The sequence below is a fragment of the Butyrivibrio sp. AE2005 genome, assembly GCF_000686965.1.
Taxonomy (GTDB): Bacteria; Bacillota; Clostridia; order Lachnospirales; family Lachnospiraceae; genus Butyrivibrio; species Butyrivibrio hungatei_A.
In genome coordinates this window covers 225,636-241,470 of record NZ_JMMD01000003.1, presented here as the reverse complement: position 1 = coordinate 241,470, position 15,835 = coordinate 225,636, and the positions used below count along the sequence as shown (strand labels likewise).

Annotated in this window: 10 protein-coding genes; all 10 read right to left on the bottom strand. The window is 43.7% G+C overall.

What is annotated here, in order from left to right; translation table 11 throughout:
* A partial coding sequence (tnpA, locus tag DL92_RS0104575; RefSeq protein WP_026667029.1) for an IS200/IS605 family transposase occupies positions 1 to 195 on the bottom strand: 195 nt, incomplete at its 3' end.
* A 205-nt stretch (positions 196 to 400) separates the two neighbouring features.
* A complete protein-coding gene (alaS, locus tag DL92_RS0104570) occupies positions 401 to 3,058 on the bottom strand; it encodes an alanine--tRNA ligase (RefSeq protein WP_026654506.1) in 2,658 nt (885 codons plus the stop codon).
* A gap of 11 nt (positions 3,059 to 3,069) precedes the next feature.
* Entirely contained in the window at positions 3,070 to 4,467 is a 1,398-nt protein-coding gene (locus DL92_RS0104565) for a glycine--tRNA ligase (RefSeq protein ID WP_026654504.1), read from the bottom strand.
* A 28-nt stretch (positions 4,468 to 4,495) separates the two neighbouring features.
* Positions 4,496 to 5,116: a hypothetical protein gene (locus tag DL92_RS0104560; protein WP_026667028.1), complete on the bottom strand. Its 621-nt coding sequence runs from the start codon at positions 5,114 to 5,116 to the stop codon at positions 4,496 to 4,498.
* Between the two features lie 90 nt (positions 5,117 to 5,206).
* Positions 5,207 to 5,866 (bottom strand): DNA repair protein RecO, encoded by a 660-nt coding sequence (gene recO, locus DL92_RS0104555; RefSeq protein WP_026667027.1) that lies wholly within the window; start codon positions 5,864 to 5,866, stop codon positions 5,207 to 5,209.
* A gap of 18 nt (positions 5,867 to 5,884) precedes the next feature.
* Positions 5,885 to 6,793: a GTPase Era gene (era, locus tag DL92_RS0104550; protein WP_026654499.1), complete on the bottom strand. Its 909-nt coding sequence runs from the start codon at positions 6,791 to 6,793 to the stop codon at positions 5,885 to 5,887.
* Complete coding sequence (locus tag DL92_RS18225) at positions 6,783 to 7,814, bottom strand: DUF4349 domain-containing protein (protein WP_051199187.1); 1,032 nt, start codon at positions 7,812 to 7,814, stop codon at positions 6,783 to 6,785. Before DL92_RS18225 ends, era begins: the two co-directional genes overlap by 11 nt.
* A 30-nt stretch (positions 7,815 to 7,844) precedes the next feature.
* A complete protein-coding gene (locus DL92_RS0104540) occupies positions 7,845 to 10,775 on the bottom strand; it encodes an insulinase family protein (protein ID WP_026667026.1) in 2,931 nt (976 codons plus the stop codon).
* 13 nt (positions 10,776 to 10,788) lie between these two features.
* A complete protein-coding gene (locus tag DL92_RS20080; protein ID WP_026667025.1) occupies positions 10,789 to 15,039 on the bottom strand; it encodes a hypothetical protein in 4,251 nt (1,416 codons plus the stop codon).
* Between the two features lie 42 nt (positions 15,040 to 15,081).
* The gene (locus DL92_RS0104530) at positions 15,082 to 15,819 is read right to left on the bottom strand and encodes a YebC/PmpR family DNA-binding transcriptional regulator (protein ID WP_026654494.1); all 738 of its coding nucleotides are present in this window, start codon (positions 15,817 to 15,819) and stop codon (positions 15,082 to 15,084) included.
* Between the last annotated feature and the right edge of the window lie 16 nt (positions 15,820 to 15,835).

Sequence of the window (15,835 nt, the reverse complement as noted above, 5' to 3'; positions counted from 1 at the left end):
TACCAGCATATGTATGTGATCTGGGCATACTTCTGCCTCTATTATCTCTACACCTTTCCTCTTGCATAATGTACTGAGAATATTTGCAATGTCCTGCTTGATCTGACCATACGCAACCTTTCTCCTGAACTTAGGTGCAAATACTATGTGATACTTACACTCCCATCTAGTGTGTGATAAACTATTCATGTCCATTTTGGACTACCTCCTGTGCTTTACTTTGGTTGGCGAACCGTAGTAATTCTAGCACGGGAGGTTTTTTACTGTAAGCTGAAGCAGCTGTTGTCCCCCTGCATAGCAGGGGGTTTTATTAAAGATGCTACACAAAAAAATACGAGGTAACCTTCAGTTACCTCGTAAAAATATGTTTTAAATATTCACACTAAACAGTAACGATTAATTATTTTATCTGGCCACTTAAAATCTTTTCAGCTTCCTTTAATGCATCCGGAATTCCTACAGGATTCTTACCGCCGGCCTGAGCCATATTGGGACGTCCACCGCCGCCACCACCTACGATAGGTGCAACAGCTTTAATAAGATTACCTGCATGAGCTCCCTTAGCCATTGCGTCATCGGTAGCCATTGCAACAAGATTTACCTTGCCGTCATTCTCAGACACAAGGAGAATCACACCTCCGCCAATCTTGGTCTTCATCTGATCGCCAAGGTCACGAAGCCCGTTCATATCAACGTTCTTCACTGATACTGCAAGGAAATTAACACCGTTAATCTGCTTAACTTTATCTGTTACATCTCCGAGAGCTGCCTGAGCTTCTTTGCTCTTCAATGATTCATTTTCACTTCTGAGAGCCTTAAGTTCATCCTGAAGCTTTTTAATATGTGCCGAAACACCCTCTGAATTTGTTTTAAGAAGTTTTGCAACTTCATTAAGGGTATTTTCTGTATTTATATAATATTCTCTTGCATTTGAACCTGTAAGAGCTTCTATACGTCTTACACCTGCAGCAACACCGCTCTCTGATACGATCTTGAAAAGGCCAATCTTTCCGGTATTTGATACATGAGTACCACCGCAAAGCTCAACAGAGAAATCGCCCATTTCAACGACACGAACGACATCACCGTACTTCTCTCCAAACAATGCCATAGCGCCTGTCTTCTTGGCATCTTCCATAGACATTTCCTTGGTTGATACAGGAAGTGCCTCTGCAATCTTGGCATTAACAAGATCTTCAACCTTCTTGATCTCTTCGGCAGTCATAGCCTGATGATGACTGAAGTCAAATCTTGTCTTGTCAGGATCCTGATATGAACCGGCCTGCTCAACATGGTCTCCCAAAACAACTCTGAGAGCTTTCTGAAGAAGGTGTGTTGCAGAATGGTTTCTGCAAGTCTTAGCTCTGTTCTCGGCATCTACCAAAAGAGTAACCTTATCACCCTTCTTGATGCTTCCGGATACAACCTTACCTACATGGGCAATTCTTCCGCCGGCAACATGAATAGTCTCGGTAACTTCAATCTTAGTGCCCTTAGAGCCCTCGATAACACCGATATCGCCAACCTGTCCACCCATTGTACCGTAGAAAGGAGTCTTATCTGTAATAACAGTTACGTTGGCACCTTCCTTCGCACTGTCAACAAGCTTTGTCTCATCGGCAATAGCAACAATCTTGCCCTTTGCCTCAATATCTGTATATCCAACAAATTCAGACTGTACAGATGCATCAAGCGCATCAAATACACCCTCGTTGGTTGAAAGGTTAGCTGAGAAATTCTGATTGTCTCTGGCTTTCTGCTTCTGCTCTTCCATTGCAGATGCAAATCCCTTCTCATCAACAAGGAGTCCCTCTTCTCCTGCAAGCTCTACAGTAAGCTCTACAGGGAATCCGTAAGTATCATAAAGGAAGAATGCATTTCTTCCGTCAATCTCTTTCTTGCCTTCGCTCTTAGTCTTCTCAAGAATCTTGTTAAACTCTTTAAGACCGTTCTCAAGAGTGCTCTCAAAACGAGCAATCTCTCTTGAAAGTTCAGTAAGAACGAACTCACGATTCTTTACAAGATTCGGATAACTCTCATTGTATACCTTGTCGATATAGATTGAAGCCATCTCGATGATCTTATCCTTACCGAGATTGAGTGCTCTTGCGTGTCTTACGGCACGACGAATAAGTCTTCTGAGAATATATCCCGCACCTGTATTTGAAGGAAGAAGCTTAGCTTCATCTCCGATAAGCATAACAGATGTACGAATGTGATCTGCGAGAATTCTCATAGACTTTGTAGTCTTCTCATCCGCATTATACTTAACACCCGCATTCTTCTCGATATAACTGATAACAGGTGTAAATACGTCAACCTGATATACATCCTTGGAACCGTTAAGGAATGCAAGGATTCTCTCAAGTCCCCAGCCAGTATCAACATTCTTCTGCTTAAGAGGTGTAAGCGATCCGTCCTTATGCTTCTCATACTGCATAAATACGTCGTTACCAAGCTCTGTATATTTACCGCAGTCGCATCCGGGTCCGCAATTCGGTCCGCAATCCGGCTTATCGGCAATATAGAACATCTCACTGTCAGGACCGCAAGGACCGTATTCAAGTCCCCACCAGTTGTCCTCAGCGGGAAGATAATAAATGTTTTCCTTCTTAAAACCTGAAGCTATACGATACTTAGCACCCTCTTCATCTCTGGGAGCATTCTCATCGCCCGCAAAAACTGTTGCGGCAAGGTGATCGGCATCAAAACCAAAGACCTCCGTAAGAAGCTCATAGCTCCACTTACAACGATCTTCTTTGAAGTAATCCCCGAGACTCCAGCTTCCCATCATCTCAAAGAAAGTAACGTGGCTCTTGTCACCTACAGAATCAATATCATTAGTTCTTACGCATCCCTGAACATTGCAAAGTCTTTTTCCAAGCGGATGCTTCTTACCGAGAAGGTAAGGCATAAGAGGCTGCATTCCGGCAACATTGAACATAACACCGGTAGAACCGTCGGATACAAGAGAAACCGCACCGACATCAACATGTCCTCTGTCTATATAAAACTGCTTCCATGTCTTGCGCAGCTCGTTAGCTGTAAATTGTCTCATCTAATCACTCCTTAAAATGTAAACTTGTCAGCAAAATAAGTCTCCAGCTCATCAATAGCAACACGTTCCTGCTCCATGCTGTCTCTGAATCTTACGGTAACCTTACCGTCTGTCTCAGAATCGAAGTCATATGTGATGCAGAAAGGAGTTCCGATCTCATCCTGTCTGCGATATCTCTTACCAATGTTTCCACGGTCGTCAAATTCGCAATTATATTTCTTTGAAAGCTGAGCATAGATCTTCTCAGCGCCTTCATTAAGTTTCTTTGAAAGAGGAAGCACACCGATCTTAACAGGTGCAAGAGCGGGATGGAAATGAAGAACTGTTCTTACATCACCTTCTCCAATCTCCTCTTCATCATATGCTCCGCAAAGCATAGCAAGGAACAATCTCTCAACACCAAGTGAAGGCTCGATAACGAAAGGAAGATACTTAATTCTCTTCTCATCATCAAAATATGTCATATCCTCACCGGATACAGTCTGATGCTGTGTAAGATCGTAGTCTGTTCTGTCTGCGATTCCCCAAAGCTCGCCCCATCCGAACGGGAAGAGGAACTCGATATCAGTTGTTGCCTTTGAATAGAATGAAAGCTCTTCAGGATCGTGATCCCTTACTCTCATCTCTTCTTCCTTCATGCCAAGGCTCTTAAGGAAATCAATACAGAACTGTTTCCAATATGCAAACCAGTCAAGGTCTGTATCAGGCTCACAGAAGAACTCCATCTCCATCTGTTCGAATTCTCTTACACGGAAAATGAAGTTACCGGGTGTGATCTCATTTCTGAATGACTTACCAACCTGGCAGATACCAAAAGGAATCTTCTTACGTGATGTTCTCTGAACATTTTTGAAGTTAACAAAAATACCCTGTGCAGTCTCCGGACGAAGGTATACCGTATTCTTGGCATCCTCGGTTACGCCCTGGAAAGTCTTGAACATAAGGTTAAACTGTCTGATATCTGTAAAATTATGCTTACCACAGGAAGGACAAGGAATATTGTTCTCTTCAATATAAGCCTTCATCTGCTCCTGTGACCAACCGTCAACGCTTGACTCAAGTGTAATGCCGTTCTCTGCAGCATAGTCTTCAATGATCTTATCTGCTCTGAAACGCTCATGACACTCCTTACAATCCATAAGAGGATCGGAGAAGCTTCCAATGTGTCCTGAAGCAACCCATGTCTGGGGATTCATAAGAATGGCACAGTCAACGCCTACGTTGGTAGGGCTCTCTTGAACAAACTTCTGCCACCAAGCTTTCTTAATGTTGTTCTTAAGCTCAACACCTAAAATTCCGTAATCCCATGTGTTTGCAAGTCCGCCGTAAATCTCACTGCCCGGATGTACAAAGCCTCTTCCCTTTGCAAGAGCTATAATTTTTTCCATTGTCTTTGCACTATTTTCCATTGTCTGTCTCCATTCCTGCGAATATTTTTTATTTTGAAAGAAGTATCTCTACGAGCTGTGTACTGCAACCCGACAGATCCGCTTCCTTTTTGCTGTTAAACCTTGCACCTACAGACATGTAATCAATCTTATAAGGCGCAATAAATGTAGTCTTGTCCTCTGTAATGATAACATGCTTATTCTTATATTTCTTTAAGATATCCTTGTCCGGTGCCTTTCTTTCACTGTCTACAAGCTTGTCTGTAAGCGTGTATCCTGCTTTCTCTGCTTCTTTAACGGTTCCGTAAAAAAGAACTTTACCATTAAACTTTTTATAATCGTCCGGGCTGTCATATGTCATAACAACCTTAATCTTTGATGTCTCTTCGTCTTTCTCAACTGATTCAACAGTAATTCTCTCACCAAGGCACTCTTCGTTATATGCTTCAACCCTTGCAGAATTACCAATCTCAAACTCTTCCTGACTGTAATTCTCTCCGGCAAAATCATCATAGATTACACTTGTGATGTTCCCTTTGCTGTCAATCTTAATTGACGTAATGTCCTTTTTCTCTTCTCCGCATCCTGCGAGCACAACGAAAATAGTTGCAGTCATGAAAACAACGGCTATCTTCTTCATTTTATTAAGTCGAAATGTATTAACCTGCATAGTTGTGCTGATGCCCTCCTTTTCTATAAATTAAACTGTTTTTCTAGCAAACAAATGATATTATATCCAAATAGTATTTTTTTTTCAATACTAACGCACATTATACAGACTCTCAAGCATTTCAAGGCTTTTGAGAGGTTTGTCAATAAACCTTTTCCTGTAATCTGCGGTAATCTCCTCAAGTTCCGAAAGCACTTCTTCAGAAACATCAAATGAGTACAGTTTCTTAAGCGGACTTGTCGCTATGTAATTAACCGTATACACTGTGGAGTCCAGAAATCTCCTGTCTGTAGGAATTCCGGGATACTCTCCTTCTATGCAAAGAGCCTTTATTTCATAGATGCATCTGACAAGACTGTTCCTGATCTTTTCATTCAAAAGAGCTCTGAGTGAAATATACAAAAGATTCAAAAGCTCTTTATCCTCATTGTTTTCTCTTGTATAAAAAGAAGCTATCTCAAGAAAAAAGGTGCCATAGCAGGCACCTTCCAGATCTTGTCTAAAACCTTCAAAGTAATTTTCTATGTCCGCTTCGACGATCGTGTAGGAATTCCTTCCGGCAAACAGTTTAAACGTTCCGAAGCAAAAAGGCTCAACGCTTCCTGCCAGCTTACTTCCGGGCTTTCTTGCATTTCTGGCAAAAGCAGTTATCTTGCCTCTGTCAGCCGTAAACACAGTTGCCACCCAGTCATAATCTCCGACGGGAGAATGCTTTATGACCATGCCTTTTACATTTACCAATTCTTCCATATGACGGTTACCATTTTCTCAGTTAATGCCTTTGACATCATATCCAAAACTCTTAAGCTGAGTCTTGTCATCTCTCCAGTCTTTTCTGACTTTGACCCACAACTGAAGATTTACTTTGATCCCAACAAGTTCCTCAATATCTCTTCTGGCGGTCGATCCGATCTTCTTAAGCATCGCTCCGCCTTTTCCGATAACTATTCCCTTGTGTGAATCTCTCTCACAGATGATCGTAGCCTCAATATCCATGAGTTCTTTGTCTTCACGTTCCCTCATTCGCTCAACCGTAACGGCGATTCCGTGAGGTACCTCATCTTTCATAAGCCTGAGCGCCTTCTCTCTGATGATTTCAGCAACAATCTGTCTTTCAGGCTGATCCGTAAGAGTATCCTCATCGTAAAAAGGTGGTCCCACGGGAAGAAACTCTTTTATCGCATTCATAACCTCATCGACATTTATTCTGCGAAGTGCCGCGGTATGAACAATCTTGGCAAAATCCATCTGACTCTTATACGCGTCTTCAAATTTTGAAAGGCTGTCTTTTTCCACCGTATCTATCTTATTTATAACGAGTATGACCGGTTTCCTGCACTTCTTAAGTTCCTCGATAATGCCCTTCTCACCGGCACCGATAAAGGTACTCGGCTCAACAAGCCACAAGACCACATCAACTTCTTCAAGAGTGCTCTTTGCAACCTTTGTCATATATTCACCAAGTTTATTCTTGGTCTCATGAATACCCGGTGTATCCAGAAAGATCATCTGACACTGTTCATCCGTAAAAACAGTCATTATCTTGTTTCTGGTAGTCTGGGGCTTACATGAAGTTATTGCGATCTTCTGCCCGATCATCTGGTTCATGAGCGTCGATTTTCCGACATTCGGACGTCCGATAAGCGCTATGTACCCGGTTTTAAAATTATTCTCCATCATTACCTTCTGTTTTCTTCTCAGTAGTTACTACTGTTTTTACCTGCTTCTTTTCTCTGTATTTCTTGACACATATCCAGATCACAGCAACGAATATCGCAAGGAAAAGCAGCTGCGGAATGTGTATCACAAACCAGATAATGAATTCCTTTATGCCATGTCCCACAGATTTAAAGCTTTCAACGAATCCTTCGCCCATTCTTGCAAATGCACCTTTTTCTTCAACAGGCGTATACTTTGCAACTTCTTCAAGACTGAGATTCACCGTGCTGTAATCGACCTGATTGTCAAAAGTACGAAGCTGGGATTCCATGTTCTCAAGCTGATATCTTACCTGCGAAAGTCTGTCCTGAACAGCGATGATATCTTCCACCGACTGAGCGGATTCAAGTATCTTAAGTAGACTTTCTTCCTCGGTCAAAAGAGCTTTCTTCTTGCTCTCAAGATCGACGTACTGAAGTGTTACATCTTCAACGTTTGTCGACTTGCTTGTGATATTATACGCATCACCCAGACTGTCCACAAAACTTCCAAGCTTATCCGCGGGAACTCTTATAACAAAATTGGCGTTTCTTTTCGAATCATTGTAGTTCTTGTCGTATGAGCTTCCGTTGTAGATGTCACTTGACTCGATATATCCACCAAGCTCACCCACTTTCGCTTCTACCGCCTTGAGCGCCTCGTCAAAATTATCAGTTTCGGCACCGATATTCATCGTTGTGATAAGTTTCCTCGATGTATCGACCGCAGCCTCGGGATTTTCCTGCGCTGCTTCACCGCTTGCCTCCGCGCTTTCCTCTACTTCGAAAGGCGCCGCATCGGCATTTTCATCAACAGCTGCATCTTTTGTAAAAAACTCAGTACTGCCGGAAGCTTTTGGGCTTACCGGACCGGGCGCATGCAACTTTGATGAGCCCGATGAACTTTCCGAAGAACTTCCGCATCCCACAGATGTCAAAACCAATAAAGTCACACATGCGAAAATAACAAATACTTTCTTTCCAATAAATCTTTTTCTCATATTTTTACCCATGTGTGCATAAGCACAAAATCACTTATTTACAAGCTGCTCAATATTATCAAACAGATCCTTTTCCGAATCGATCTTATCCGAACTTCCTATTACGCATAGGCACTTATCTTCCATAAATGCATCAACATACTTGCTAAGTCCCCTTATCGTCTCCTTTGTCGTTCCAAGAAGCTCATCTCTGTTGCGCTGGATATTCTCCATCTTAGCATTGCAAAGATATGCTGAAAGTCCGTAAGTTCCCTTTGCTGCCGGAGTCTTAGGCGTATCGAGATCAGAAATGGCTCCGATAATGTATTTAAGGATAACCTTCTCATCCTCATCGAAGTTTTTCAGATATTCTGATGCCTTCTCAAAAACATCGATACTGTTCTTAAGATTCGGATCTCTGTATGTTACAAACGCAGAATCACCGTTCTTTGCATAGCTGCTCATACATCCGTACGCTCCGCCGATCACTCTTATATTCTTCCAAAGATAATCATATCCCATCATAACCTTGAGAACACGAAGTGCCCCGTTGTACTTAAGCCCCTTGGATGCAAAATTTCCGGCACGGCACACGTACTGAACCTGTCCGGCCGTCTTGAACGCCTCATTTCTTTTGCATGTCTCAATCTCGAACTTAACCTTTTCATAGTCATCTGTGAAAAGAGAATCGGCAAACAGCTTACTTTCTTCGGCAATTCCCGCATACTCTTTATCCGTGCAGGTTACGTCAACCAAAAGATTTTCTGCCCTGAATATAGCTTTGCAAAGCTCTTTAAGCTTATCGGATATCTCTTTTGCCCCTTCCGGAGTTTCAATCTCTGAAAGAAGTCCCTCAAGATGCCTTAAATATCCGATTCCGCCGGTTCTGTCAGAAACAGCCGCAGCAGGCGAAACATAAGACATAGCTCTTACAGCACTTGTCTGATGTCCGGCAGCTGCAAGATCCGACTGAAGTCTTGCGTACTGCTCGTCAAAAATCTCCTTAAGTCTCTTAACATCACCAAGCATAGTCTTAGTAAGAATCTCTTTTACAAGCTCAAATGCGTAATGCAGATTCTCATGTAAAACCTTTACGCTTATTTCAAGAGTTGTCTTAAATTCAGAAACGTCGTCCGCATCCGTATATGTGCTGATAGATCCTGTGATACCGCCCGTTTTGATATTGATCTCATTAAAAAGATCACCGTAACTGTAATTCTCGGTATCCATCATTCCAATTACTTTTTTAAGCACGGAAACATATGGAATAAGCTTCGCATCTAGATTTTTTAAGTCAAAAACAAAGGTCAGATAAACAATTCCGTTAGTAAAGATATTATGGAAAAGGATATCGACTCCGTTATCTTCTTTTTTCTCATAAATAAATTTATCAGATTCTTTCTTAAGATCTTTAAGCTCAAGAACCGGTATCTTTTCAAGATCTTCGGGTGAGTCCGGAGCATCCTGATACTCCTTAAGATCTGCCGTATACTTCACGATCTCAGAGATCTCATCCTTTGAAAGAGAAGCCTTGTAATCGGCAAGCTTCTTTTTAAGCTCCTCATCCTTTTTATCCGTAAGCCCCGGAACGGGCTCAAGCATAAGAATAGTCCTGTGAGGATTATCCAAAAGATATTTCTCGATAAGTTCCTCGAAGTATCTTCCCTGAACTTCCTTCTTAAGCTCAGCAAATGTGGCATTTGCTTCAACATTTATCCAAGGTCTGTTGTCATCATAGAGCCAGCTGTCAAAAACCTGAAGTCCGTATAACAATCCCTTAGGATATCTTCCGAAATCAGCCTCTCTGTACTTGAACTCATCATAATTAAGTCCTGCCAAAAGAGCCTTCTTATCAATTCCGTTTGTCGCCTGCTCTTTAAGCACAGATCTGATAATCTCTACAAATTCGTCCTTCTGAGATGCATCGGCATTCTTTGCGATAATGGAAAAAACAGGCTGCTGTATTCCATTGTCGTATTCGCTGTAAACGTCCTGTCCGATTCCTTTTTCTATAAGAGCCTTCTTGATCGGAGCCCCGGGTGCGGAACAAAGCGCATAATCCAAAATATCAAAAGCAATATAAAGCTTTTTATCAAGAGTAGAGCCCACACTGCAATTGTATGAGAGATAAGTGTTCTTATCGATTTTCTCTTCGGAAAGGATCGAATAAGGCTTAACTATCTCCTTAGGCTCTTTAAACGCTTCCTGTCTTTCTATCTTAGAGTCAACATCAAGACTATCAAATCTTGAAAGATAATTCTTATCGATATAATCAAGTTTCTCCGCTACATCCATATTTCCGTACAGGTAAATATAGCTGTTTGAGGGATGATAATATTTTCTGTGAAAATCAAGATAATCTTCATAAGTAAGAGACGGGATGTCATCCGGGTCACCACCCGACTCCATTCCGTATGTAATGTCGGGATAAAGAGAATTCTGTATTTCTCTTGAAAGCACATCATCCGCAGATGAAAATGCTCCCTTCATCTCATTGTAAACGACTCCGTTTATTGTAAGCTCGGAGTCGTCATTTTCCATTTCATAATGCCAGCCTTCCTGGCTGAATATTTTATCTGTCTTGTAGATATTGGGATAAAAAACCGCATCCAGATATACATCCATCAGATTCTGGAAATCAGCATCATTGCAGCTTGCAACTGGATAAACGGTCTTATCTGGGAATGTCATTGCGTTTAAAAAAGTATTAAGTGACCCTTTGGCAAGTTCCAAAAACGGGTCTTTTATAGGGTATTTCTCAGATCCACAAAGCACCGTGTGCTCAATGATATGAGCAACACCGGTGGAGTCCTTGGGCGGAGTTCTAAAGCCTATGGCAAATACCTTATTCTCTTCATCATTTGAAAGAATGGCAACTCTCGCCCCGGTCTTCTTGTGTCTCATTAAATAACTATCTGAGTTAAGATCGTCAATATGTCTCTTTTCGACGATCTCATATGCGGATAAATTTTCTATGTTCATCAATCAGCCTTCCTTAAATGTCAAAATCGTCTCCGGAACTGAAGTCAAAGTCGAAATCAGTCTTTGAGCCGGCAGCACTTACTTTAACAGTCTCTTTATTATTTCTGTTTATCGAGATTGTGCCGTTATATTCAGGCATCTTCATTCTGGGCTCGGCACTTCTGCCATCGGAAGCATCTGCCTCAGTTTCTTTCGGAAGAACCATTCCCTCGGGAACAAAGCGGATATTCTTCTTTTCTTCGCGTGCGCGAATTCTCCTTATGCGCTCTTGCTCACGACGGGCTCTTGCTTCCTCTTCTTCCTGCTCCTGACGTTTTCTTTCCTCAGCAAAGAACTTTTCTTCCTCTTCGATGATCTTTCTTTCGCGTTCTTCCTGCTCACGACGTTCTCTCTCGAGTTCCTCTTCCTCACTGAGTTCTTCTTCACGTTCAGCCTGTTCGCGCTGCTGTCTCTCGCGTTCCTCACGTTCAGCCTGTTCGCGCTGCTGTCTTTCGCGTTCTTCACGCTCTGCCTGCTCGCGCTGCTGTCTCTCACGTTCTTCACGCTCTGCCTGCTCGCGCTGCTGTCTCTCGCGTTCTTCACGCTCTGCCTGTTCGCGCTGCTGTCTCTCGCGCTCTTCGCGTTCTGCCTGCTCACGCTGCTGTCTTTCGCGTTCCTCACGTTCTGCCTGCTCGCGCTGCTGTCTTTCGCGTTCCTCACGTTCTGCCTGCTCGCGCTGCTGTCTTTCGCGTTCTTCACGCTCTGCCTGCTCGCGCTGCTGTCTCTCGCGTTCCTCACGCTCTGCCTGTTCACGGCGCTGTCTCTCAAGCTCAAGTCGCTCGCGTTCTTCCTGCTCACGTGCAAGTCTTTCACGTTCCTCACGTTCTGCCTGCTCACGACGCATTCTTTCGCGTTCTTCACGTTCACGCATCATTCTTTCACGCTCTTCGCGTTCACGCATGATTCTCTCGTGTTCCTCGCGCTCTGCCTGTTCGCGAAGCTGTCTTTCACGTTCTTCACGAAGTGCCTGTTCACGCTGCTGTCTCTCACGTTCTGCCTGCTCGCGAAGTGCCTGCTCACGCTCTTCTTTCTCGATCAGCCTTGCGCGTTCTTCCTGTTCGCGAAGAATCTGAGCGCGCTGCAATCTGATACGATCCTGCTGTTCACGCTGAATTCTGGCAAGTTCTTCCTGCTCTTCTCTTGCACGCATTGCTCTTGCCTGTTCTTCAAGTTCACGCTGACGTATCTCTTGTTCCTGCTGTTCGCGCGGTTTCTTTCTGCGCTCTTCTATTTCACGGAATTTATTTTCACGATCTTCAGGTACACTAAGCTCAGCTTCAGGTTCCATGGTTGCTTCAAAAAGAAGTCGCTCGCGTTCTGCCTGCTCACGAAGCATTCTTGCACGCTGCAATCTGATACGTGCTTCCTGTTCACGCTGAACTCTTGCCTGTTCTTCCTGATTCTCCTGTTCACGCTGACGCCTTATGCTCTCTTCCTGCTCACGCATAACTCTCTCGAGAGCTTCCTGTTCACGTTGTAATCTTTCTCTTTCTTTTCGATCACGTAATATCTTTTCACGTGTTCCCTGTTCAAGTGCCAATCTTTCCTGTTCCTCCTGCGCTTCTTGCTCTCGCTGAATACGAGCAAGCGCTGCACGTTCGTGGAGCATTCTGGCTCTTGCCTCCTGCTCACGAAGGATCCTTTCACGTACTGCTTGTTCACGCGCAAGTCTTTCCTGTTCTTCGCGCTCTGCCTGTTCACGCTGAAGCTTTTCCTGCTCCATACGTTCTTCCTGCTCACGCTGCTGTCTTTCCTGTTCCTCGCGTTCTGCCTGCTCACGCTGTAATCTTTCCTGTTCTTCCCGTTCAGCCTGCTCGCGACGCTGTCTTTCGAGTTCTTCCTGCTCACGAAGAATTCTCTCACGTTCTTCTTCCTGCTCACGTCTGATTCTGTCTTGCTCTTCCTGTTCGCGGCGCTTTCTGACAAGTTCCTCCTGTTCACGGAGAATTCTTTCACGCTCTTCGCGCTCTTCCTGCTCACGCTGAAGTCTTTCCTGCTCTTCACGTTCTGCCTGTTCGCGCTCGAGTCTTTCCTGCTCTTCATGTTCTGCCTGTTCGCGCTCGAGTCTCTCCTGCTCTTCGCGTTCTGCCTGTTCGCGCTCGAGTCTCTCCTGCTCTTCGCGTTCTGCCTGTTCGCGCTCGAGTCTTTCCTGCTCTTCATGTTCTGCCTGTTCGCGCTCGAGTCTCTCCTGCTCTTCGCGTTCTGCCTGTTCGCGCTCGAGTCTTTCCTGCTCTTCGCGTTCTGCCTGCTCACGCTCAAGTCTTTCCTGTTCCTCGCGTTCTGCCTGCTCGCGCTCGAGTCTTTCCTGCTCTTCGCGTTCTGCATCTTCACGCTCAGCCTGTTCAAGATCTTCCTGCTCGGGTTCTTCATCTTCGGCAGCATCCATGTCTCGTCTGAATTTACCCTGCTTTGCTCTCTCACGAAGAATCTTTGCACGTTCTTCTATGTCACGACGCTCCAATTCACGAGCTTCTTCTTCCTGAAGCTCTTCCTGTTCACGACGTTCTTTGTCATCTTCCTGCTCGAGAAGCTCCTTTGCGCGTTCTTCAACGGCTTCATTTTCAGCAAGTTCTCTTTCACGAACTTTTTCCACATCAATCTGCTGTGTGCGCTGATCATCCTCGCGCTCTGCCTGCTCACGCTCTCTTTCGCGCTCTTCACGTTCTTCCTGTAAGCGCATTCCTCTTTCTCTGGCAAGCTGCTCACGGCGCTCACGACGTTCTCTTGCGCGTTCTTCTCTTTCACGGCGCTTTTTTTCACGAAGCTCTTTTTCATAAGCTCCGCCTCTGTCCATGATTTCTCCCTCGCCCATAAGTTCGCCGGTCATAAATCCTTCTCTTCGGTCGGTAGCACGACGATTGCGGGCAGCAAGAGAATTGTCACCATGATTTCCAAAGCCGCTCATCTCGGAAGCTTTCTTATATGCATAGTTGTTCTCGGGATTTGATTCTTCCTCTTCTTCCTCTTCCTCGATGATATCGGTCTCCTTTTTGGGACCCTGAGAAACAAGCATGGCTACACACGCAAGAATAAAGCCATAGTAAACGGTTACTACATACTGAGAGATCATCCTGGTCTCACCAAGACTTGGCTGCATCACAAAGAGAAAGATCATTCCAAAAAGCCATGGGATTATATTGTCTGCGTCTTTACTTCTTAAGTATCCGGCAAAAACAGCTGACATTATAACAACCGTGATCAGGTACGCAAGCTTATTTTCCGAATATATGAAGAAAGGTTTAATAGCTCCCACTTCATGGAAATAATATGACATCCATTTAGAAAAAACAACACCTACATGTCCGATACCGGCTTCCTGTATCATCATGATAAGGAAGGTGAACAGCGTTCCGCCAAGTACGACCAGCAGACTCTTTCCGCCATTCGCAAGACTTCCTTCCGCCATGAACAATACCGAGATAAGTAACGGGAAGACCGCAACAAAAGTTCCGGCATCGACATAACCCATAAATCCAACTGTTACTCCCGCCAGGAAGAACAGTATCATAAACGCCGGTCCCTTACATTCCACGGTATATATCTGCTTCAGATAACGAATTACAACATAAATCTCGATACCGAACATAACATAAAAGATTCTGTCCGTGTTGAGCTCTTTATCTGCAAATGTCTTAAGAAATGCGGGCATAAAAGATACATAACCAATGTAAACAATAGATGCTATCGGCCCTAAAAGAAGTTTTACCGCAGAACCTGTGAACATTATGAAAACACACGCAAGAAACGCTTCATAAACATACACGGTCTCTGACATATTTCCGGTAAATATCATAAAGAATCCAAGAAGTTTGGAATAAGTAATGGACAAAAGATCCTGTTCGTACGAAACGCTGTCGGATCCAACTATCGCATTGTCAAGTAAAGACGTATTTCCCGTAAAGATCGGGTCACCCACCGCAATAGTCCTGTATCTGTAAACAAATGCAGCAATAATGAGGCAGGCAACGGCAACTTTATAAAAAATCTCAAAACCTTTTTTGTGAGTATATCTGTACAATTTGACGCTGTCGAACACCTTACCGGCCAGTAACGCGACCGCATTAGTCCAGATAATTCCCAATGTGGAAAAGATTAATGTGAATCCAAGTCTGTTTGAGGCAGGAAAAAGCCCTAAAAAATAGCCTGAACAACCAACCATCACCGCATTAAAGAGTATGAATAAAAGCCATATGCACAATGTCGGTATTTTTCGTCTCAGTTTCATTCTTTAGGACTCCCCTCATTTTATTCCCATCATAATCTTTAATTATTCTTCAGGCTCTTCCCAGTTGTGATATACAGCCTGAACGTCGTCATCTTCATCAAGAAGATCGAGTATTCTCTGAAGATACTTAACAGTATCGGGGTCTGTAACAGATACATAATTTTGAGGAATCATTGTTACTTCCGCTGATGCTGTCTCGATGTTTTCTTTGCTGAGAGCTTCTACAACAGCCTGGAAATTCTCAGGAGTTGTAAGTATCTCATAGCTGTCTTCCTCTTCGTTGAAATCATCTGCTCCCGCATCAAGAACAAGCATCATGAGATCGTCTGAAGACATCTTGCATTCTTCCTTGTCGATAAGGATCTGTCCCTTATTATCAAACATATAAGATACACATCCGGGAGTACCGACATTTCCGTTTCCCTTTGTAAATGCACTCTTTACGTTAGCTGCAGTTCTGTTCTGGTTGTCTGTGAGTGCCTCAACAATGATGGCTGTTCCGCCGGGGCCGTATCCTTCGTATGTGATGCTCTTGTAGTCAACTCCACCTTCTGCGCCGGAAGCTTTCTTGATACCTCTTTCGATAGTATCGTTAGGCATGTTGTTTGCTTTTGCCTTTGCAATGACCGTTGCAAGCTTGAAGTTGTTTGACGGATCCGGACCTCCCTCCTTAACGGCAACCGCTATTTCTCTACCGATAATAGTAAAAATTTTACCCTTTGCCGCATCATTCTTTTCTTTCTTGTGCTTGATGTTAGCAAATTTTGAATGTCCTGACATATAAAATTCCTTTCAT